The organism is Planotetraspora kaengkrachanensis (assembly GCF_016862895.1).
GTDB classification, from domain to species: domain Bacteria; phylum Actinomycetota; class Actinomycetes; order Streptosporangiales; family Streptosporangiaceae; genus Planotetraspora; species Planotetraspora kaengkrachanensis.
On sequence record NZ_BONV01000001.1, the window covers coordinates 431,321 to 453,099 of the forward strand.

Annotated in this window: 19 protein-coding genes; 9 read left to right on the plus strand and 10 right to left on the minus strand. The window is 70.2% G+C overall.

All coding sequences use genetic code 11. The features are described from left to right. Positions 1–166 precede the first annotated feature (166 nt). The 4 genes from Pka01_RS01975 to Pka01_RS01990 form a co-directional block, all read right to left on the minus strand. Positions 167–1,240: a threonine aldolase family protein gene (locus Pka01_RS01975; RefSeq protein WP_203880754.1), complete on the minus strand. Its 1,074-nt coding sequence runs from the start codon at positions 1,238–1,240 to the stop codon at positions 167–169. A gap of 32 nt (positions 1,241–1,272) precedes the next feature. Continuing rightward, positions 1,273–1,926, minus strand: coding sequence for an SDR family NAD(P)-dependent oxidoreductase (locus tag Pka01_RS01980; RefSeq protein ID WP_239114644.1), 654 nt, complete (start codon positions 1,924–1,926; stop codon positions 1,273–1,275). A 31-nt stretch (positions 1,927–1,957) separates the two neighbouring features. Continuing rightward, positions 1,958–4,051 (minus strand): DUF6421 family protein, encoded by a 2,094-nt coding sequence (locus tag Pka01_RS01985; RefSeq protein ID WP_203880755.1) that lies wholly within the window; start codon positions 4,049–4,051, stop codon positions 1,958–1,960. A 486-nt stretch (positions 4,052–4,537) separates the two neighbouring features. Beyond that, complete coding sequence (locus Pka01_RS01990; protein ID WP_203880756.1) at positions 4,538–5,407, minus strand: Gfo/Idh/MocA family protein; 870 nt, start codon at positions 5,405–5,407, stop codon at positions 4,538–4,540. Between the two features lie 99 nt (positions 5,408–5,506). Between Pka01_RS01990 and Pka01_RS01995 the strand changes: the two genes are divergently transcribed. Next, complete coding sequence (locus Pka01_RS01995) at positions 5,507–6,097, plus strand: histidine phosphatase family protein (protein ID WP_203880757.1); 591 nt, start codon at positions 5,507–5,509, stop codon at positions 6,095–6,097. Between the two features lie 106 nt (positions 6,098–6,203). On the opposite strand, the gene Pka01_RS02000 is transcribed toward Pka01_RS01995, so the two are convergent. The 3 genes from Pka01_RS02000 to Pka01_RS02010 form a co-directional block, all read right to left on the minus strand. Then, a complete protein-coding gene (locus tag Pka01_RS02000; protein ID WP_203880758.1) occupies positions 6,204–6,476 on the minus strand; it encodes a hypothetical protein in 273 nt (90 codons plus the stop codon). A 108-nt stretch (positions 6,477–6,584) separates the two neighbouring features. After that, positions 6,585–6,818: a DUF397 domain-containing protein gene (locus Pka01_RS02005; RefSeq protein WP_239094529.1), complete on the minus strand. Its 234-nt coding sequence runs from the start codon at positions 6,816–6,818 to the stop codon at positions 6,585–6,587. Then, a complete protein-coding gene (locus Pka01_RS02010; RefSeq protein ID WP_203880760.1) occupies positions 6,818–7,639 on the minus strand; it encodes a Sco1979 family transcriptional regulator in 822 nt (273 codons plus the stop codon). The genes Pka01_RS02005 and Pka01_RS02010 overlap by 1 nt, the downstream gene beginning before the upstream one ends. Positions 7,640–7,838: 199 nt before the next feature. On the opposite strand from Pka01_RS02010, the gene Pka01_RS02015 reads away from it, so the two are divergent. Then, positions 7,839–8,348 (plus strand): ATP-binding protein, encoded by a 510-nt coding sequence (locus Pka01_RS02015; RefSeq protein WP_239114645.1) that lies wholly within the window; start codon positions 7,839–7,841, stop codon positions 8,346–8,348. A 394-nt stretch (positions 8,349–8,742) separates the two neighbouring features. Next, positions 8,743–11,121 (plus strand): helicase-associated domain-containing protein, encoded by a 2,379-nt coding sequence (locus Pka01_RS02020; RefSeq protein WP_203880762.1) that lies wholly within the window; start codon positions 8,743–8,745, stop codon positions 11,119–11,121. A gap of 33 nt (positions 11,122–11,154) precedes the next feature. Here Pka01_RS02020 and Pka01_RS02025 read toward each other — a convergent pair whose 3' ends face one another. Beyond that, a complete protein-coding gene (locus Pka01_RS02025) occupies positions 11,155–12,438 on the minus strand; it encodes an ArgE/DapE family deacylase (RefSeq protein ID WP_203880763.1) in 1,284 nt (427 codons plus the stop codon). A 150-nt stretch (positions 12,439–12,588) separates the two neighbouring features. Beyond that, entirely contained in the window at positions 12,589–13,134 is a 546-nt protein-coding gene (locus tag Pka01_RS02030; RefSeq protein WP_203880764.1) for a DUF1349 domain-containing protein, read from the minus strand. A 346-nt stretch (positions 13,135–13,480) separates the two neighbouring features. Between Pka01_RS02030 and Pka01_RS02035 the strand changes: the two genes are divergently transcribed. The 4 genes from Pka01_RS02035 to Pka01_RS02050 all read left to right on the plus strand — a co-directional run bounded on the left by Pka01_RS02035 (position 13,481) and on the right by Pka01_RS02050 (position 18,500). Beyond that, complete coding sequence (locus Pka01_RS02035) at positions 13,481–13,969, plus strand: RlpA-like double-psi beta-barrel domain-containing protein (RefSeq protein ID WP_203880765.1); 489 nt, start codon at positions 13,481–13,483, stop codon at positions 13,967–13,969. A gap of 60 nt (positions 13,970–14,029) precedes the next feature. After that, positions 14,030–14,350: a GroES family chaperonin gene (locus Pka01_RS02040; protein WP_203880766.1), complete on the plus strand. Its 321-nt coding sequence runs from the start codon at positions 14,030–14,032 to the stop codon at positions 14,348–14,350. An 803-nt stretch (positions 14,351–15,153) separates the two neighbouring features. Next, positions 15,154–17,148, plus strand: coding sequence for an ABC transporter ATP-binding protein (locus tag Pka01_RS02045; protein WP_239114646.1), 1,995 nt, complete (start codon positions 15,154–15,156; stop codon positions 17,146–17,148). Between the two features lie 173 nt (positions 17,149–17,321). Further along, positions 17,322–18,500 carry a M20 metallopeptidase family protein gene (locus tag Pka01_RS02050; protein WP_203880767.1) on the plus strand — a complete coding sequence of 393 codons (1,179 nt, stop codon included), beginning with the start codon at positions 17,322–17,324 and terminating at the stop codon, positions 18,498–18,500. Positions 18,501–18,506: 6 nt separating this feature from the next. On the opposite strand, the gene Pka01_RS02055 is transcribed toward Pka01_RS02050, so the two are convergent. Further along, a complete protein-coding gene (locus tag Pka01_RS02055; RefSeq protein WP_203880768.1) occupies positions 18,507–18,929 on the minus strand; it encodes a TIGR02611 family protein in 423 nt (140 codons plus the stop codon). 628 nt (positions 18,930–19,557) lie between these two features. Between Pka01_RS02055 and Pka01_RS02060 the strand changes: the two genes are divergently transcribed. Next, on the plus strand, positions 19,558–20,895 hold the full coding sequence (locus Pka01_RS02060; RefSeq protein WP_203880769.1) for a transaminase: 1,338 nt from the start codon (positions 19,558–19,560) through the stop codon (positions 20,893–20,895). Between the two features lie 40 nt (positions 20,896–20,935). Beyond that, positions 20,936–21,763 (plus strand): patatin-like phospholipase family protein, encoded by an 828-nt coding sequence (locus Pka01_RS02065; RefSeq protein WP_203880770.1) that lies wholly within the window; start codon positions 20,936–20,938, stop codon positions 21,761–21,763. The last annotated feature ends 16 nt before the right edge of the window (positions 21,764–21,779 follow it).

Here is a 21,779-nt window from a genome sequence, read left to right on the forward strand (position 1 = left end):
TAACTGCATCACGGCTGCTCAGGCCGCACGTCTCCGAATCTGTGCATGATCACGCCGAGGGGTTGGAGCACGTCAGATCATGCACGGGCGAACCCGTGCATGAATCACCCTCAAGGGAGGCACGGCGCCGCTGCCTGTGCATGATCACCCCGGAGGGGCGGCGCCCTCAGGCGTGGAGTTCTTGGGTCAGGGCGGCGACGAAGGCGTCCACGTCGGCTTCGGTGGTGTCGAAGGCGCACATCCAGCGGACCTCGACCAGGCCGTCGCCGATCCGGTCGTTCCAGTTGTAGAACCGGAACCGCTTGCGCAGCCGGTCGGCCACGTCCCCCGGCAGGATCGCGAAGACCGCGTTGGCCTCGACCTCGCGCGCCACCCTGACACCCGGCAGGTCACGTACGGCGTCCGCCAGCCGCCTGGCCATCCCGTTGGCCTGACGGGCGTTGCGCAGCCACAGGTCGCCGCCGAGCAGCGCCTCGAACTGCACGGACACGAACCGCATCTTCGAGGCGAGTTGCATGCCGGTCTTGCGCAGGTACGGCAGGCCCTTCGTGGCCGAGGGGTTGAGGACCACGACGGCCTCCCCCAGCATGAGCCCGATCTTGGTGCCGCCGAAGGACAGCACGTCGACCCCCGCGTCCGTGGTCATGGCGCGGAGGGGCACGTCGAGGGCCGCGGCCGCGTTGGTCAGCCGGGAGCCGTCCAGGTGGACGAACATGCCCAGCTCGTGGGCGTGGTCGCAGATCGCCTTGATCTCAGCCGGCGTGTAGAGCGTGCCGAGCTCCGTGGCGTTGGAGATCGAGACCACCCGCGGCTGGGCGCGGTGCACGTCCCCGAACCCCCATGCCTGCTGGTCGATCAGCTCGGGCGTGAGCTTGCCGTCCGGGGTCGCCACCGGGAGCAGCTTCAGACCGCCGGTGATCTCCGGTGCGCCGCCCTCGTCGGTGTTGATGTGTGCGCTGTCGGGGCAGATCACCGCCTCCCACGAGGCGCACATCGAGCGCAGCGAGAGCACGTTCGCGGCGGTGCCGTTGAACACCGGCAGGGCCTCGACGTGGTCGCCGAAATGCCGCCGGAAGACGCCCTGCAGCGCCTCGGTGTAGGCGTCGTCTCCGTAGCTGATCTGGTGCCCGCCGTTCGCCAGGGCGATGGCCTCCAGCACCTCCGGGTGGATCCCGGCGTAGTTGTCGCTGGCGAAGGTCTTGATCTCCGGCTCGTGCCGCCGCACGGCATCCGTAGTCACGAAATATCTCCGTTGAATCGAAAAAGTAGACGTCAGGCGGTGAGGTCGATCCGCTGCCCGTTGACCTCTGCGGGTTCGCGGTCCCAGAGCGCCTCGACGGAGCGCGCGAGATCGTCCACGTCGGTGAACCCCTTGTACGCCTTGCCGGGGTTCGCCGCCCTCATCCCATCGTCCACCAGTGCGGTGATAACCAGGATCGCGGCCGCGGACGACGTGCCCTTCAGGGAGTCCGCGAGCGACAGCGTCCACGCCTCGGCGGCCGCCTTGGCCGCCGCGTAGGCCGCGTTCGTCCGCGTCGGCGCCTGGGCCGCCTTCGCCGAGACGATGACGAACCGGCCGTTCTCACTGACCCGCAGCAGCGGCTCGAACGCCAGGGAGACGTTCTGCAGGGTTCTGATCAGCAGCCCGTGCAGCAGGTCCCAGTCCTCGAGCGAGGTGTCGGCGAAGGTCTTGGACCCGCGCCATCCCCCGACGAGGTGCACGATCCCGTCGACCCGGCCGTGCTCCGCCTCGACCCGCTCCGCCAGCTTCCGTACGGCTGACGCGTCCTGGAGGTCGACGGCCAGGGCGCCGTCGCCCCCCGACCTGTTCACGGCGATGACGGTATCGCCGAGCTCGGTGAACCGCCGGACGACGGCCCGCCCCGACGGGCTGCCCATGCCCGTGACCAGAATGACCCTGCTCAAACGATGACCCACCTTTCGAACGGGTCAGGGTTCACGCCCTGATGCCCCGCGTGGACTCGACCACGTCGGTGAGCTTACGACGCAGCGCCTCATAGAACATGCTCAGGGGGAACTCATCGGGCAGGACGGCGTTGACCATCGCCTTCTGCTCCTCCGGCAGCGCCTGGACGCCCTGGCTCCACACCGACGCCGGATGCGGCGCGACGTACGCGGCCACGAGCCGGTGGGCGGCGAGCCAGTGGGCCAGCTTGGACCTGTCGATGCCGTCGCGGTAGAGCGTCTCGACCTCGCCCCGGAGTTCGGCCACCCCGTCGGCGACCTTGGCCCAGTCGATGAAGAGCCTGTTGTCGGTCCAGCGGACGATGCCGCGCCGGTGCAGGTAGGCGAACAGCAGTTGCCCGCCGAGCCCGTCGTAGTTGCGCACCCGCTCACCGGTGATCGGGAAGCGGAACAGCCGGTCGAACAGGATCGCGTACTGCACGTACCGTGCGTGCGGCACGCCGTCGATCTCGAGCTTCACCGCCTCACCGAACGCGGTCAGGTCGCAGCGCAGCTCCTCGAGCGTGTAGAGCCAGTACGGCATGCGCTGCTTGATCATGAACGGGTCGAACGGCAGGTCGCCGTGGCTGTGGGTGCGGTCGTGCACCAGGTCCCACAGGACGAAGGTGTCCTGGGCCAGTTCCTGCGACGCGAGCAGCCTGGCCGCGTCCGGCGGCAGCGCCAGCTTGAGGGTGGCGGCGGCCGCCTCGCTGACGGCGCGGAAGCGAGCGGCCTCCCGGTCGCAGAAGATGCCGCCCCACGAGAACCGCGGCGGCGTCTCGCGGACGGCGACGGTCTCGGGGAAGAGCACGGCCGAGTTGGTGTCGTAGCCGGAGGTGAAGTCCTCGAAGGCGATCGGCACGAACATCGGGTTGTCGTAGCCGTTCCGCTCCAGTTCCGCCAGCCAGTCGGGCCAGACGACGCGGATCCAGACCGCCTCGATGTTCCGGTTGGGGTTCCCGTTCTGCGTGTACATCGGGAAGACGACGAGGTGCTCGAGCCCGTCCACCCGCTGGGCGTCGGGGTGGAAGAGGTTCAGCGAGTCGAGGAAGTCGGGCACGCCGAGGCCGTCGGCCACCCACTTGCGCAGGTCGGCGACGACCGCCTCGAGGTAGTCCTTGTCGTGCGGGAACCGGGGCGTGAGCCGTACGACGTTGTCGCTGATCTCGGAGATCAGCTCGACGGCGCGGTCGCGGTCCTCGGTGATGGAGCCGTCCTTGGCCTGGAGCGGCCGGAGCGCCTCGACGGCGGCCTTGAGCGCGTTCCACGCGGCGTCCAGGCCTGCCGAGGCCTCGGAGCCGCCCGCGTCGCCCGCGGCGCCGTCCGGAATCCTGGCGGCCCAGGTGACGAGGTTGGTCCAGAGTTGCGCGTGGTCGAAGTCGCCGATCGAGTCGTCGCCGAACAGGTCGGAGTCGGCGAGAGCCACGACCCGGCCGCGCCCGTGCCGTACGGCAATGGCCAGCGGACGGCCTGCGGGATCGGCGGTCCCGGACGTCTCGAACAGCACCTCCGCGCCCTCAGGGGCGACGAGCGTGCCGGCCCGGTAGAAGCAGGCCTGCCCCACGCCGGCGAGCAGGTCCTGGTGCAGGCCCGGACCCTGGGCGCCGGCGCCGCGGACGCCGAGGACCCACGTCGCCACCTTGTTGTGGGAGCCGGAGGGGTCCTGGACGGTGGTGTGCTCGATGCCGACGCCGAAGCGGCCGAGCAGGTCGGCGAGGTTGTTCCCGTACTTGTCCTGCTCGCACTCGGCGAGCACGACGAGCCCTCCCCCGGCGGCGACGTACGCCTCGACGGCGTCGAGTTCCGCGTCGGTGAACAAAGGGCTGCCCGCGCCGGTCGTCCGCTCCCAGCGATCCCCGGACGGGTGGGCGATCACGAACACGTCGTGCGGGTCGAGCACGGACGCGGTCACCTGCCCCACGGTGTGCGCGGTGACGGTCTGGCCGAGCCGCCGCAGGATGGCGGCGGCCGTCGAGTAGCCGCTGTCGTCGGGATGCGCGGGATTCATGGCCTCGGCGACTTCCCGCCTGATGGTCCATGCCTCGCTGTGCGCCTCATCGAACAGGACTGACGGGAATGCCCTCATGAAATATCTCCTGCACTTTGCGCCATCTGCACAAAAATATACACAAAGACTACGCATGCACCGATAAGTCACCCGTGGCGAGGAGATCGACTACCGTCGGCGACGAGGGTCCGCATGGGTGGTCGGCCGTCCGACATGAACGCCCACGGGCGCCCTAACTGCCGCAAAACCCGAAAAAACTGGAGATTTCGAAGATCGGCGAGCCTCCGGAGACCCCGGAGATCTCTGAAGATCCTGCGCTACCGCCTAGCGCCTCCGCCCGAACTCTTCGATCTTGGAGGTTCGGGTGCTCCGGCCCGGGTTCTCCGACCTGCGCTCTCGGTCTGGAGCTTCCACCGGGCCCTTGTGCATGATCACGAACCGCGTCGGCGCTGGTCGCGGGACACGTCGCCGAAACCGTGCATGATCACCCCGGGGATCGGCCCAGGTCATGAGAGTGACGGCCGAAAGTGTGCATGATCACGCCGAGTCGGGGGGCGGGGGGCCTCAGGCGAGTTGCCGCTCGGCGTCCGCGATGATCTCCTGCATCCGCAGCCCGTGGCGGGCGTCGAGCGGATGCCCGCCACCGCGGCGGACGGTGCCGGCGAACTCCCGCGCCACGGCCGCGAACGCGTCGTCGCCGATCTCGGACCCGAGCAGCGTGGCGCTCCCCTCGGCTCCGTAGACGTCCACCCGGGTGGGCGGCAGGTCGCCGGACCCGGCCATGGTGAGCGACACCTCGCTCACCGCGCCGCCCGTGTGGTCGAGGAGCAGGCCCACCCAGCCGAGCGGGTCGCCGTGCGCCCGCACGGAGGCCACCGGCCCGAGAGCGGCGTCCATCAGGTCGATCACATGCGGCCCGATGTCGAGGAGCGCCCCTCGTTCCAGCCGCCAGGGTGTCGCGAAGGCGCCGCCGTGCAGGACTCCCGAGAGGCTGGAGGCGTGTCCGCCGTACGGCCGCAGCGCGCGGGCCCGCTCGAGGAACGCCGTCGTCGCCGGCGAGTAGCGGAAGGTGAACACCATTTGGGACGCGACTCCCGCCTCGCCGATCGCGTCGGCGAGACGCCTGGCGCCGTCGAGGTCGGCCGCGAGGGGCTTTTCCAGCAGCACGGCCTTGCCCGCCTTCGCTGCGAGGACGGCGAGCTCGGCCTGCACCGCCGGCGGCACGCAGAAGGCGACCGCCTCACAGCGGTCGAACAGGTCTTCAAGCCGCTCGTACGAGGGGACGCGGTGCCTGGCGGCGAGCTCGTCGGCCGCCTCGCGCCTGCGCGCCCACACGCCCGCGAGCCTTGTGTGCGGTCCCGCCGCGAGCTCTGGGGCGTGCACCATCTCCGCCCACGGCCCCGCACCGACCAGACCCACTGAAACCGGTTCCATCACACCCCCATCGGCGACCCTACTGCAGCCCATGGGAGTCGGATCGCCCCAGGGCCACCTCCAGGCTCGCGAAAGCCGTACGGGCATGATGGTCGTCCTATGGAAGTCATTCTGCTGAGGCACGGCGAGACCGAGTGGAGCAAGGCGGGACGGCACACGGGCCGTACCGACCTGCCGTTGACCGAGAAGGGCGAGGACCAGGCCCGCGCCCTGGCGAAGGTGATCAAGGGCAGGCGGTTCGAGCTCGCCCTCGTCAGCCCCGCGCAACGGGCCCGCCGTACGGCGGAGCTCGCGGGGGCGACCTCATACGACGTGGATCCGGACCTGTGGGAATGGGACTACGGCGGCTACGAGGGGATCACCACCCCGCAGATCCGCGAGAGCCGTCCGGGCTGGTACCTGTGGCGCGACGGGATCATCCCGGGAGACGCGGACCATCCGGGCGAGACGGTCGGACACGTGGGCGAGCGCGCGGACCGGGTCATCGCCCGGATCAGGCCCGTTGAGGGCGACGTGCTGATCGTCGCCCACGGCCATTTTCTGCGTGTGCTCGCCGCCCGGTGGCTGGGGCTGCCCGCGGAGGAGGGACGGCATCTGCGGCTCGACACCGGCACCTACTCGGCTCTGGGCTACGAGCACGAGGAGTCCGTCCTGCTGCGGTGGAACGCGCCCGTTCAGGACCCCGCCTGAGCCGGGAGCGGAGGGCCGCCGGAGACCCGGCGGCCGATCAGACGGATCCGGTGTCCGCGGGCCCCGGCTGATCAGACCCGGCCGGGAGCCTGCGGGACCCGGCCGGTCAGACGGCGACGGGCTGGGGCTGCGGGCCCCGGCCGGTCAGCCACTCCATGACCCTGTGGTGGCCGCGCCGCGCGTCCTCGAAGTGCCCCCAGCGCCAGCATCGGGGCTGGTCGCGGACTCCGGTGACCCACGTCCGGTACGACACGCTCCGCGACTCCCCCTCCTCGGGGGCGGCCGTGGAGGCGACGCCGTACGTGCGGATCACCACGCGGCCGCCGGGTGCGAACAGCACGTCGTCGGCCACCGGGTAGAGAGTCATCTGGTCCAGCACCGCGGGTCCCCCTTGATACGCAACGTTCTCAGGGTCCAAATCTGCCGGACCGGTGTTACGCCGCCTGTGCGCGCCTGTTACGCGCGTGCGCAGCGTGTAAACACGGGGTTAAACCAGCAGGCCGTCGAACTCGCCGTCCTTGACTCCGAGCACGAGCGCCCGGATCTCGTCGCGCGTGTAGATGAGGGCCGGCCCGTCGGGGAAACGCGAGTTGCGGACGGCCACGCCCCCGTCGGGGAGCTCGGCGAGCTCCACGCAGTTGCCGGTCGAGTTGCTGTGGACGCTCTTCCGCCAGGTGACCCCGGTCAGGCTGTTCGCTGGCATCCCGTTATAAGTCTGCATCATGTCTCTCTGAGAAATTCGCCGAGAATCTCGGCGGTGCCCCCGGGCGTGGTGCTCTCCACGCACAACTGCTCCATGGCCGTGAGGTATGGATCGATGTCCTCACGCTTGTCCAGGTATAGGGCGCCCCACAACTGTTCGACGTAGACGACGTCGGACAGGTCGGACTCCGGGAAACGAAGGATCGTGAACGCGCCCCCCTCGGCCGCATGCATGCCGAAGCGGAAGGGCATCACCTGCAGGGTGATGTTGGGCAGCGTGGCGACCTCCAGCAGGTGCTGGAGCTGCTCCCGCATGATCCCTCCGCCTCCGATGGGACGCTTGAGCGCCGCCTCGTCCACGACGGCCCAGAGCCGAGGGCCGTCCGCGCGCGTCAGCCGCTCCTGCCGCTGCATGCGCAGATGCACGCGCTGTTCGATCTCTCCGTCCGGAGCGTCGGGGTAGCCCAGTTGGATCACCGCACGCGCGTACGCCGCCGTCTGCAGCAGGCCCGGTACGAACTGCACCTCGTAGGTGCGGATCACACTGGCCGCCTCTTCGAGGCCGACGTAGGTGATGAACCAGTTCGGCAGCACCTCGCCGTACTTGTGCCACCATCCCGGCGTGTTCGCCTCGCGGACCATCTCCAGCAGGCCGCGCCGTTCCGCGTCGTCGCTGACGCCGTACAGCGTGAGCAGGTCCTCGACATCACGTGTCTTGAACCCGACCCGGCCGAGCTCCATCCTGCTGATCTTCGATTCCGAGGCCCGGATGTGGAATCCGGCGACCTCCCGCGTGAGTCCCTGCGCCTCGCGCAACCGGCGAAGGCTGGCACCGAGCATGATTCGCCGAACGGTGGACCCTGATCCCGGCGGATCTATCGACACGTGCTATTCCTCCGCTTTGTGGACTGGTTCACAGTCTGTCAAAGATCGCCCCCTTCGTCCCGGGATTGTTTCGGGTAACCGTAGCGGTTGCAACAGCCGCTTGCACGTGCATTCGCTCTTGCACATGCACAGGAGTGTCCATCATCATGATCTCGTGCAGTCCACGAACGTGACTCGTGGCCGAAATCAGTGGTCGGGCCTCGACTGGTGGCCTCCGATCGGCTGGTGGCCGGAGCCCGCACGCGATCTCCTCGATCCCGGATCGCCCACCACGAGCGCCACCTTCGCCCTCCCCCCGAAGGCGGAATCGGTCCACTCGGCGCGCAGTTTCGCCGCGGGGACCCTCTCCGGCTGGGACATGACCCAGTTGCACGACAGCATGGAACTGGTCGTCTCCGAACTGGTGACGAACGCCCTGCGGCACGGGCTGATGCTCAGCGCGTCCCGTGACAGGGAGGTCATCCGGCTGTCGCTGATCCGCAGAGGCACCCTGGTGACCTGTGCGATCACCGACCCGGGAGCCGAGGCCCCGGTGATGCGGGATCCGGCGCCCTTCGAGCCGGGCGGTCTGGGGCTGCACATCGTCGAATCGCTGAGCGTGCGCTGGGGCTGGTGCCCCCTCGCCCCGCAGGGCAAGGCGGTCTGGGCCGTCCTGTCCGGCTGACCCCCCGTCCCCGTCTCCGGCCGGCCCGGCTCCGATCCGCAGCTCCGCGGAGCCCCGGCCTACTGTCCCGGCAGCGAACCCGGCGCCTGTCCCGACAGTCATATCTCAGTGACGCCGGACCCGGTCCGCCGGCCGCGGAGCGCTCCCGTGCAGCCCGGAATGCACGGGAGCGCCCCTCGGCCGGTGGCCCGATGGCGCGAATGCTCGGCACGGCGGCATCAGATGTGCTGAGATCGAACCGTAATAGGCGAACGGCATGGCCGTTTCGCGGCGATCGATGGAGAAATGTCGTGATCTCGGGGCTCGTGACCGCGCGCTGTATCCTGGCTCGCGACCCCCGTCAAGAGTGCGATCCGCATAACGGTGGCTTCCTGAGACTTCCGAGAGATCTGTGATGGACGATCACCTAGTCCGCTGGCTGACCGCTCTCGATGAAGACCGGCTCGCTCGTGTCCTGGCCAACCGCCCGGACGCCATCGCCGCGCCGTGGCCCCGCAGGCTCGACGCGCTCGCACACCGGCTGACGAACCGCTTCGCCCTCATGGAGGTCATGCGCGGCCTCCCGCTCCCGCCCCTGGAGATCCTGCAGGCGTGCCTGGTCATCGGGGGGCGTCCCACGGAGGACGAGCTGGCCCGCTTCCTGGGGGTGAGCACCTCCGAGGTCATCCCGTGGCTCGACCGCCTCTACGACCACGCCCTCGCCTGGCCGGCCCCCGACGGCAGGATCGACCTCGCGGAGGCCGTGGCGCAGTGGTGGACGGCGCCGTGCGGGCTGGGCGAACCGCTGTCCGTCTACCTGGACTCCTGGATGCTCGACACCGAGGCGCTGCGCCGGCTCTGCCGCGTCCTCGATCTGCCGTACCAGGGCGGCAAGCGGCAGGTGTCCGTACGGATCGCCGCGCTGCTCGGCGACCCGGAGCTCCTGTCCGAACTCGTGGCTCAGGCGCCGGACGGCACGATGGAGATGCTCGACGACTTCGCGTGGGACGGGCCCGTGCGCAGCGTCGACGGCAACCGTTTCGTCGCCGCGGGCACGCCCGAGAGGTGGGCGGCCGAACACGGCCTGCTGTTCCGCACGCAGTGGGACGTGGCGGAGATGCCGCGTGAGGTGGCCCTCGCCCTGCGCGGGCCTGACTATCACGGCCCCTTCACCCCCGACCCGCCCGACCTGGGGACCACGCGGGTCGACCCCGACGCCGTCGAGCACGCGATGTGCCTGGCCGCCCCGCACATCGTCGACCGCGCCACCGCGCTGCTGGAGAACACCGACAAGACTCCGCTGCCGCTGCTGAAGAACGGCGGCGTCGGCGTGCGCGAGGTGAAGCGGGTGGCCCGGGAGACGGGCTGCTCCGAGGAGGAGACCCGGCTGCTGCTGGAGATCTGCGCGGTCGCCCGGCTGATCTCGCTCGACGACGCCGCGGGCGGCCTGGTGCCCACCGACAGGTTCGACGCCTGGCGCCTCGAGGACGCCCCGATACGGTTACGCGTGCTGCTCGCGGCGTGGTGGCGCATGGAGCGGTCGTCGCTGCGGCGGACCGAGAACCGCTATCCGACCGTGCTCGGCGACGACCCCGCCGGCGAGACGATCGCGCGGATCCGCTGGGCCGTGCTCGGCGCGCTCGCGCTGGTCCCCGAGGGCCGCGGGTTCGCCACGCTTCCCGAGCTCGTGCAGTCGGTCCACTGGCGGGCGCCGCTGCTCGACCGGCAACTCCTCGCCGACTGCACGCCGGCGATCATCGAGGAGTCCCGGCTGCTCGGCCTGTGCGCGCACGACGCGCTCACCGACCTCGGGCGGGCGCTGGCCGCCCTCGGCGCGATCGCGGGGAACGAGGCCGACGAGTCCGCGCCGCAGATAGAGCACGATCCGGTGCTCGCCAAGTGCTCGGTGACGGCACTCGCCGGAGCGCAGCGCACCGCGCTGTTCGGCGCCGACCTGACGGCGGTGGTCACCGGCCCTCCGTCGGTGGAGCTGTCCGCCCTGCTCGACCGGGCCGCCGACCGCGAGTCGCGGGGCGCGGCGTCGGTGTGGCGCTTCAGCCCCGCGAGCGTACGGCGGGCGCTGGACGCCGGAGACACCGCCGACTCCCTGCTGGCCGACCTGTCCGCGGCCGGAACGCTTCCCCAGCCGCTCACCTACCTGGTCCACGACGTGGCCAGGCGGCACGGCGAGGTCACGGTGTCGACGGTCGGCTGCATCATCCAGGGCTCCGACCCGGTGCTGCTCGCGGAGATCGTCGCGCATCGGAGGCTGGCCAAGCTCGGCCTGAGGCTGCTCGCGCCCACGGTGCTCGCCGGGTCCGCGCCCGCGACGACGGTTTTGACGGCGCTGCGCGAGGCGGGCTACGCCCCGGTGCCCGTCGACGACGGCGCGGGGATCACCATCCGCCGCGCGCCCAACGCGAGCCGCCTGACCCTGCTCCCCGGCGGCCGCGTGGCCGAACTCGAACCGGCGCCCTCGCTGCTCGAGCCGCCGCCCGATCCGCGCGAGCATGCCAGGCGGCTCATCGTGAACGGCGGTTCCACCGGTCCGGGCGGGCAGACGTGGGCCGTCATCGGCCGGATGGCGACCCGCCTGCCGACCGCGCAGCAGTCGCTGCTCGGTTTCGTGGTCGACAGGGACGTCCGCGCGCTGATCACCCTGTCGGACGGCGTCACGGCGACGATCAGCCACGGCGAGCTGCGCAGCGGCGTGCTCGACGCCTGGTGCGAGGAGGCCGGCGACTACCTCGAGTTCCCCCTCAACGAGATCGCCTCCGTCACCAGCACGTACTGACCGCGGGCCGAGCCCGCCCTCGCGGACGCGGCGTCACAGGGTGCCGCAGCGGCGCAGGACGAGGAGGGCGAGCGCCCGCGTGACCTCGTGCATCTCGCGCAGGTCGACCTGCTCGCGCGGCGCGTGGGCGAACCGCACGTCGCCGGGGCCGTAGTGCAGCGTGGGAATCCCGCCCGCCGCGTAGAGCCGCAGGTCGCTCCCGTACGGCGCGGCCGTCGTGGCCGGTTGCTCCCCCGTCACGTCGGCGACGGCGCGGCCGAGCAGGCCGAGCAGAGGGTGGCCTTCGGGGAGTCTGCCACTCGCGAACTGTCCCCCCGGCCAGGTGACCGTGACGGGGTTCTCCCGCAACCACGGGTCTGCGAGGTCTGCCAGCGCGCCCTCGAGGGCGGCTCTGGCGTCGGCGGGGTCCTCGTCGAGCCGGACGCCGAGGCGGCCCTCCGCCACCAGCAGGTCGGGCACGCTGCTCGCCCAGTCGCCCGCCCGCATGGTGCCGATCTCGATCGGATAAGGCAGTGGGTTCCCGGCGAACAGCGGGTCGACGTCGCGGTTGCGCTCCGCCTCCAGACGGCGGACCGCCTGGAAGACCGGCCAGAACGCCTCGATCGCGTTGACCCCTTCGTATCGAGTCGCGCCGTGGGCGGCCCGGCCCGGCACCTCGAGGCGGAAGGTGAGCGCCCCGGCGTTCGCCGTGATGACCTTCCCGCTCGTGGGCTCGGTGATGACAGCGGCCTCGCCGGTGTGCCCGCGGGCGAGCGTGGCGAACGCGCCGAGCCCGCCGTCCTCCTCGCTCACCACGCAGTGCAGGGCGAGCGGGCGCGCGAGCCGTACCCCGGCCCGGCGGATCGCCTGGACGACGGCGAGGTTGGCCGCGAGGCCCGCCTTCATGTCGCAGGCGCCGCGGCCGTGCAGGGTCGTGGCGGTGAGGCGGGCGCCGAACGGGTCCTGTCCCTCCCATTTGGCGGGATCGCCGATCGGCACGACGTCGGCGTGGCCCTGGAGGATGAGAGCGGGCGTTCCCTCCCCCTCGGTGATCCCGACGACGCCGTAGCCCTCGGCCCGCTCCGCCTCGGTGCCGGGGAACCCCTCCCTGGACCGGAGGTCGTCGAGGTCGAGCTTCCACATGTCGACGCCGAGGTCGCATTCGGTCAGCATGTGGGCGAGCCGGTCCTGGAGTTCGGACTCGGCGTCCGTGCCCGTCACGCTCGGCACCCGTACCAGGTCGGCGAGCAGGCGCACGGTGCCCGCCTCGTCGACGGCGTTCAGGACCGCCGCCTCCGCCCTCGCGGAACGTGCGTCTCCGGGCGCTTCGTCGTTCATGCGGCGACTGTACGGCTTTCGCGTCGGCTTCGCGTTTCGCGGGGTGGGGCGGACGGTTTCGCGGGCCCTGTCTATAACGCGGTCTGTTACGCGGTCTGTTACGCGGTCTATGACGCGGTCTATGACGCGGTCTGTTACGCGGAGCGGGGGTCAGACGACGGACAGGCGGCTGAACCGGGTGGCGAAGCCGCCGCCTCTCGGCGCGCAGCACATCGCTCCGGCGACCGCCGCCACCTCCGGGGGGAAGTAGGCGAGACGGAGCATGTGCACCGGCTCCGCCCCGTCGAGGCCGTACCGGACGATGACGGTGTCGCCTTCACGCGCGATGTCGATGGTCACCGACTCCGGGGCGCCCGGGGCGGGGACGACCGACCAGTCGGAGTAGCCCCGGGTGACGACCACGCTGAGCTGGTGCGCCCCGTCGACGAACTCGACTCCGGCCTTGACCCAGTTCTCCTCGTCGATCCGCAGGATGGCGCCGGCCTGGTCGTACTGGTCGGCGTAGTCGGCGGAGAAGGTCGCCGTGACGCGCGCGTCCCCCTCGATCTCTCGGACGAACATGTGGGCGTTGTCGAAGGAGTAGCCGTAGTGGGCCTTCTGCCACAGGTCGGTGTCGGGGTCGGCGACCACGCGCAGCCCGTCCTCCGTGGCCCAGTCGCGCGGTTCGTTGATCCACCTGTAGGCGTCGAATGACATTCTGCGATCTTGCCATGCGGCGGGCGGGCGCCACCAGACCGGACAAGTTGCCAAATAAGATCTACTACCCCATTTGACTGCTTTGCACTATTTACTGCTTCTTTCGCTATCGTTGAGGCAGAAGTCAGGCTTCGGTCAAGTAGATCCCCCACATCGCAAAGCCGTCGTGTTCCCGCCCCCATGGGAACGTGTCCGCCCCCGCCGGTGGCTCGCCCCTCGCCGGGCCGTACACCCGGCTCGGACGCGCACGGCGCTCGCCGACACGCCTGCCGATCCCTCCGGAGGCCTTCCGCGACGGTCGCCCGCTCCCCCGCGGGCTTTTGCGATCGAAGCGAAAGGCCCCCCGATGCGGAAGCGAACCTCTCAGACGTTGGCCGCGGTCGCCTGCTGCGCCGCCCTGTCCGCCGGCACGGCCCAGGCCGCGCACGCCGCGGCGACCGGCCCGGCGGCGCCGCCGTCCCCGTCCCACAGCGCCGACACCCTGCCGTCCGGCACGGCGACCGCCACCTCGTTCTGGGACGGCGTGACCGCGTCGGGCCTTCCCATGCGGTACCAGACGATCGCTAGCCCCTATTGGCCGCTCGGCACCACCGTCAAGATCACCTATGGCGGCAGGAGCGCGATCGGGGTCGTCGACGACTTCGGCCCGGCGGAATGGGCCGTCGCCCAGCACGACATCCCGGCCATCGTCGACCTGTCCGCGGAGATGATGGCGGACCTCACCGGTGCGCGCTCCAACAGCGTGCACGTCCGGTTCCAGGTGCTCTCCTGGGGCACCGGACGGGTCTTCCGCAGCGCGGGCACCGGCTACGACCTCGCGATGGGGCGCGACTGACGCACCCCGCGCCTCGACCGTCGTGACGGACGCCGCGGCCGCCGCGCGTACACTTCCACCGTGGCCGACCCGAAATTCGAGATCCAGATGCTGCACGACCGTGTGATGGTCAGGCTGGAACCGGAGACCGAGGAACGGCGAAGCAGCGCGGGCATCGTCATCCCCGCCACCGTCAAACTGGCCAACCGGCTCGTGTGGGGTGAGGTCTGCGGCGCCGGTTCCAGTGTCCGGGCGGTCAAGGCCGGCGACAAGGTCCTGTTCAACCCCGAGGAACAGTTCGAGGTCGAGGTGCAGGGCCAGGTCTATCTCGTGATGCGCGAGCGCGACCTGCACGCCGTCGCCACGCAGCAGACCGACCACGGCACCGGCCTCTACCTCTAGCGCGCCCACCCCTGGTGCGCGCCCTCAAGTTCCACGCCCTCTGGCGTCCGCTGGTTCCGCGCCGTCTAGTTTCTCGTCCCCAGGTGGGTGCCACTGGTGCGCACAGCCTCGCGCCCTTCGGCACGCGTTCGGCACGCATCCCGTTTCGCCTTCTGGTGGCACGTCGGCGCCTTCGCGTGCTCGACGCCCGGAACGGAATTCGAATCTGTTTCTAGAATGCCGTCAGGTGCGAGACCGGTGCGCTCCGGTATAGCGCTTTCCCGTCCACGGCGGCCTTTTCGTGGCCGAGTCGTCGAGCGGCCGGGCTTAACGGAAGTCGGACTACTTGCCGGTAACAACAGCGCGAATGCGGGCGCGGCCCTTTGGCGGCGTTCTGCCGGCCGTCTCGTTCCCATAGGGGCAGCCTGCTCGATTACCCGCGGACGGGAGAGGCCGGATCGGCGCTTCCAGGGCCCGCAACAGGCGGCAGGCCCATGCTGGCCAGGGGTTTCCGGGCCGCACATTCCGGACTCGGGCGAATACCCGGGACGAAATTACCGGACGTGTTGTGGGTCCCGTTTGATCTCCGCTTTGTTGCACCGCCGCTAAACCTCCAACCGGGTACAGGCCCGGCGGTTTCTCCGGTCGCCTTGAAGCGCCTTGAGGAATGAACGGACAAAAACAGCCGCCAAGCGGCGTTCATTCGGCGATTTATGCCGTTATCGGGGGTATTGTCCGAATCGTCATAGTTAGAGAAACTGCCACAGGGAGGGATCGATGAGCATAAGCAACGTCTTCCCGACGGGGGCTCGCACCCCCAGTAGTTGGGGCAGCTGGGGCGGCGGCTGGCGGCGGTGTGGGTGCCGTCGGCGCTGGCGCTGCAGGCGGCGGCGCTGCTGGTGGTGAGTTCCCTGCCACAAGAAAGTGGGAGCCGGCGGGTCACCCGCCGGCTCCCCCGCTTCCCGGAGTCGGGACGGACGAGCGCGACGGCCGAAGTCGCGCCGTTCGTCTCGATCAGGGCGACATTCCGGCGTTTCTGGCCTTATACCCGGGGCCTGCGCCGGCTGTTCGCCATCGGGGTGGTCGCGGCGATGGTGGGCACGGCGTGCGAGGTCGCGGCCATCGCGCTGTTCGGCCGCATCACCGACGAGGTGCTCAGCAGCGGTCAGCTGTCCGCGTTCTGGACACCCGCCGCGGCCTGGCTCGGTCTCACCGCGCTGGCCGGTGCCGCAGCCTTCGCCGGGGCCTACACGGCCGCACTCGGCGGAGAACGGTTCCTGCTGCGCGTGCGCGACGGCGTGTTCGAGCACCTGCAGACACTGACACCCGACTATTTCGAGAACCGCAAACTCGGCGACCTGATGGCGAGGTTGACCGACGACATCGAGGCCATCGAGGAACTGGTCGTATCCGGCCTGATCAAACTGATCACAGCCCTGATCAGCGTGGTGTTCTTCGCGACCGCCGCCATGTTCATCCGGTGGGACCTGGCGCTGGTGACGTTCGCGCTCATCCCGGCGTTCGTCCTGGTGTCCAAGGGGTTCGCCGGGCGCTTCCGGCGGGCCGCCGCACGCGAACGCCTCAGCAACGGGGCCATGAACAGCGCCATCGAGGAGGCGCTGTCCAACCAGGCACTGGTGCAGGCGTACAACCGGCAGGACACGGAGGCCGCGCGGCTCCACGCCGCGGGGCGCGGCTGGCTGCGTGCCAACCTCGCCCAGGCGCGGCTGTCCGCCCTGTACGGCCCCGCCGTACAGGTGATCGAGACCGGCTGCCTGCTCACCATCATCGGGGTGGGCGCGTGGGAGATCGCCTCGGGACGGCTCACACTGGGCGGGCTGCTCGCCTTCGCCGCCTATCTGGCCTACCTCTATCCGCAGGTCCGGGGGCTCGGGGAGACCGCGCTGACCATCTCCGAGGCGGCGGCGGGCTCGGACCGCATCCTCGAGGTGCTCGACGCCCGGCCGGCCGTCGCCGACCGGCCCACGGCGAGCACGGAACCCACCGCTGTCGGAGCGGCCGGCACGTCCACGCCGTCCGGCACGTCCACGCCGTCAGGCGCGGTCGCGGGAGGTGCCCGGCAGGTCGCCGTCGACCGGGCGGGCGGGCGCATCGAGTTCGAGGGCGTGCACTTCACCTATCCCAACCGGATCCGGCCGACACTGGCCGGCCTGTCGTTCAGCGCGCGGCCGGGTGATCTGATCGTGTGCACCGGCCCGAGTGGCGCGGGCAAGTCGACGGTCGCCAAGCTGTTGCTGCGGTTCTACGACCCGTCAGTCGGGCGCATCCTGCTCGATGGAGTGGACATCCGGGAACTGCCGCACCACACGCTGCGAGAACGCGTCACCCTGCTCACCCAGGAGAGCCTGCTGTTCTCCGGAACCGTGCGCGACAACATCGCGTACGGCCGGGCCGGGGCGGACCAGGCGGAGATCGTGCGGGCCGCGGTCACCGCGGGCGCGCACGACTTCATCCGCGGCCTTCCGGAGGGTTACGACACACCCATAGGTCAGAAGGGCAGGTTGCTGTCCGGCGGTCAGAGGCAGCGCATCGCCATCGCGCGCGCCGTCCTCCGGGACGCTCCCGTGCTCATCCTGGACGAGCCGATGACGGGGCTCGACGAGGCGACGGCCGCCCGCATCATGGAGCCGCTGGGCAGGCTCATGTCCGGGCGGACCACGATCCTCATCACGCACGACCTCCGTCTCGTGCCGGACGCGGCGGAGAAGGTGGTGCTCGCCCCCGCTCCCGCGACGGCGCGGGGACGATCGCTCCGGTTGACCCGGCGGCGCCTCGGCACGGCGCTGCGCGTCTCCTGAGCGAGGGGCCGCGAGAGATGGACCGCGCGGGAAGAACGGCGGCGGGAGGGCGGGCGACACGGCGGTGTCGCCCGCCCTTCGCCGTACGGCCACATGCGATTACTCCGTGGTACACGGCGCACTAGGGTGACGATGGCGACAAGGTCGCCTTCCGCTCTGGATGAGGATGTGCCATGACTTTTCAGGATGAGCTGGCCGAGCTCCGCCACGCCTTACATCGTGAGCCCGAAGTGGGCCTGGACCTCCCCCGGACTCAGGAGAAGATCCTCTCCGCGCTCGACGGCCTTCCTCTGGAGATCGCCACGGGTGAGCGGCTGTCGTCGGTGACCGCCGTCCTGCGGGGTGGACGACCTGGTCCGACGGTCCTGCTCAGGGCCGACATGGACGCCCTTCCCGTCCACGAGAACGCCGACGTGCCGTACCGGTCGGTGATCGACGGCCAGATGCACGCCTGCGGCCACGACCTGCACATGACGATGCTGACCGGCGCGGCCCGCCTGTTGTCCGGCAGGCGCTCCGACCTCGCCGGCGACGTCGTCTTCATGTTCCAGCCGGGCGAGGAGGGCCAGGAGGGCGCCAAGATCATGATCGAGGAGGGTGTGCTCGACGCGTCCGGGTCGCGTCCCGTCGCGGCGTACGGCATGCACGTCTTCTCGATGACGATCCCGCACGGCCTGGTCCTCACCAAGGGCGGGCCGATCATGGCGGCGGCCGACACGCTCTCCGTCACCGTGCGCGGCCGGGGCGGCCACGGCTCCAGCCCGCACGCCGCGCTCGACCCCATCCCAGCGGCCTGCGAGATCGTGACGGCCATGCAGACGCACGTGACGCGGACGTTCGACGTGTACGACCCCGTCGTGGTCACCGTGGGCAGCTTCCACGCCGGGACGGCGGACAACGTCATCCCCGACGAGGCCCGATTCTCGACGACCATCCGGACCTTCTCCGCCGAGACCCGCGGCCGTGTAAGAGACGGGCTCGTACGGCTCGCGCGAGGCATCGGCGAGGCCCACGGGCTCGCCGTCGAGTGCGAGTTCGGCATCGGGTACCCCGTGACGGTGAACGACCACACCGAGGCCGAGTTCGCGGCGCAGACGGTGCGGGAGACCCTGGGGCAGGGCAGCTACTTCCCGCTGCCGCACGCGACTCCGGGCTCGGAGGACTTCTCGTTCGTGCTCCAGGAGGTGCCGGGCGCCTTCCTGCTCGTCGGCGCGTGCCCGCCCGAACGGGACCCGTCGTCGGCGCCGGCCAACCACTCCCCCGACGCGATGTTCGACGACGCCGTCCTCTCCGACGGCGCCACGCTGTTCACCGAACTCGCCGTACGGCGGCTGGCCCTGGCCGGGGGCTGAGGCCGTTCAGGCGAGCAGATCACGCGCCTTCTCGATCAGGTCGATCCCCAGGCTGAATTTGATCGTCGCCCACACGATGGCGGCCGCCACGACCAGGGTCAGCAGCCCTGCCACGATGCGGACGAACCAGTTCTGCCGCTTCAGCCAGTCGGTGGCCGCCATCACCTTGTCCTTGGCGACCTGCAACAGCCTCGACGCCCAGGCGAACTCCGTGGCCAGCACGGCGAGGCCGGCGAAGACCACGAGCCAGCCTGGACCGGGGAACGGCACCATGATGAGCCCGGTGACGATGATGGCCGTGCCGAGCACTCCGACGACGATCTTGAGTGTCAGCCGCCCCGCCGGAGTGGCACGAATGCGATCGAGAAAGCCCATCTCCTCTGCCAGTACGACCTTCCCCGTGTCGCCGTGCTCCTCGGTCGTCGCCATTCGGCCCACCCCCCACAAATAAGGATAATGACGCCCCACCCCCCTGCGCGTGATCATGCACAGGTTCCGAAAAGTGCCCCCCGACCCGCCCAAACCCCCCGCGTGATCATGCACAGGTTCGCGAAAGTACCCCGCGACCTGCCCCCGCTCCGGCCGTGATCATGCACAGATTCGGCGCAATGCCCCCCGGCCTGGCCGAATCCCAATCGTGATCATGCACACCTTCGCCGGCGCCCCGTCCCACCTGGACGAATGACAACCGTGATCATGCACGAGGGGGCGTGCTTCGCCCCCTGTATACCTGTTCCTTCCCCATCGGACACACCCCGACGGCTCCGCTTGCATGATCACGCAGATCGAATGCGCAGGCCGGCGGGCCGTCCACGAAGTTGTGCATGATCACGGGGAATCTTCACGCAGGTCAGGGCGCATTCCGCCGAACCTGTGCATGATCACGGGTGGGGTCGGCGCAGGTGGGGGGCTGCTTCTCCGAGCCTGTGCATGATCACACCCAAGACAGCCATCATCACACCCAAGACAGCCATGATCACCCCCAAGACAAGCGTGATCACCCCCAAACAGGCATGATCACACTCAATGCATGCGTGATCACACCTAATGAGGCAGCATGCCTTACATGCTCGACCGGAACCGCCTCCACGACCTGCTCGAACGCGAGCGCCAGACCTACGAGACCCGGCTGCCGCGCAGCAGAGCGGCCTACGACGGCGCCGGCTCCCTTCTGGGTCGTGTGCCGATGACCTGGATGAACAAGTCCGCCGGGCGCTTCCCCGCCTACCTCGACGAGGCGCGCGGCGCCCGCGTACGCGACATCGACGGCTTCGAGTACGTCGACTTCTGCCTCGGCGACACCGGCGCGATGGCCGGCCACTCCCCCGAGCCCGTCATGCGTGCCGTAAGAGACCGGCTGGGGTTCACGGCGATGCTGCCGAGCGAGGACGCGGAGCGGGTCGGGGCCGAGCTGACCCGCCGGTTCAAGGTCGGCCTGTGGAGCTTCAGCCTGACCGCGACCGACGCCAACCGGTGGGCCATCCGGCTGGCACGCCAGATCACCGGCAGGCCCAAGATCCTGGTGTTCAACTTCTGCTATCACGGCAGCGTGGACGAGACGGTCGTCACGCTCGGCCCCGGCGGCGTCACGCTGCCCCGCCCCGGCAACGTCGGCCCGCCCGTCGATCCCGCGCTGACCACCCGGGTCGTCGAGTTCAACGATCTGGACGCCCTGGACCGGGCGCTGTCCCACGGCGACGTCGCCTGCGTCCTGATGGAGCCCGCGCTGACCAACATCGGCATCGTGCTGCCGGACCCGGGATTCCTGCCGGCCGTACGGGAACTGACCCGGCGGCACGGCACGCTGCTGATCAACGACGAGACCCACACGTTCTCGGCCGGCCCCGGCGGGTGCACCCGGGCGTGGGACCTCGAGCCCGACATCGTGACCATCGGCAAGTCGATCGCCGGGGGCGTCCCGATCGGCGCGTACGGCGTCACGCGGGAGGTGGCCGACCGGATCCTCGCCGAGAAGGACGCCGACCTCGTCGACGTGGGCGGGGTCGGCGGCACGCTCGCGGGCAACGCCCTGTCCATCGCCGCCGCGCGGGCCACCCTCGAGGAGGTGCTGACGGACGACGCCTTCGCCTACATGACCACGCTGGCGGCTCGCTTCACCGACGGCGTGGCCAAAGCGATCGAGGGACTGCCGTGGTCGGTCACTCAGCTCGGCGCCCGTACGGAATATCGCTTCGGAGTGCCGAGGAACGGCGGGGAGTCCGCGGCGGCAGGCGACGACGAACTGGACGACTACTTCCACCTCTACCTGCACAACCGCGGCGTGCTGATGACGCCCTTCCACAACATGGCCCTGATGTGCCCATCGACCACCACCGAGGACGTCGACCTGCACACCGCGCTGTTCACGTCGGCCGTCAGGGAACTCACAGGTTGAGGGCCCTGGTTTCCGCGATCACGTCACACATAATCGGGATATGACTAGTGCACTGGTGCTCGGTGGCGGTGGAGTCGCCGGGATCGCCTGGGAGGCCGGGGTCGTCGCGGGCCTGCGCGAGCGCGGGGTGGACCTCGGCACCGCCGACCGGATCATCGGAACCTCTGCGGGCTCGGTCACGGGCACGCTCCTCGCCACGGGAGCCGATCTGGAGGCCGCCGTCGGCCGCCAGGTGACCGTCGACAACGGCCCCGCCCCCACGGTCGCCTCCGAGGCCGTGATGGAGGCCTTCGCCATCCTGTTCGACCCCAATCTCGACCCCCAGGAGGCGCGGCGGAGGGTCGGCCAGATGGCCCTCGCGGCGCCCACCGGGCCCGCGACCGCCCGCATCGAGAGGGTCGGCGACCGGCTTCCGATCAAGGAGTGGCCCGACCGCGAACTCCTGATCACCTCGGTGAACGCCGCCACCGGCGAGTTCGTCGTCTGGGACAAGGACTCCGGCATCCCTCTGGTGCTCGCCGTCGCGTCGAGCTGCGCGGTGCCCATGGTCTACCCGCCCGTCGAGATCGCGGGCGAGCGTTACGTCGACGGCGGGGTGCGCTCCCCCACGAACGCCGACCTGGCCTCCGGCGCCGGCACCGTGGTGGTGCTGGAACCACTGGGCGCCATGTCCCCCCGCGCCATGCTGGAGGCGGAGTTGCTCGCCGTCGGTACGGCGAAGACGCTCGTGGTCCAGCCGGACGAGGCGACGGTGGCCGTTTTCGGGGACAACGTCCTCGATCCGGGGTTGTGGGGCCCCGCGTACAAGGCGGGCGTGGCCCAGAGCGAAACGCTGGCCGAGTCGGTCGCCGCGGTGTGGAACGCGTGAAAGCAGGCCGCGCCTG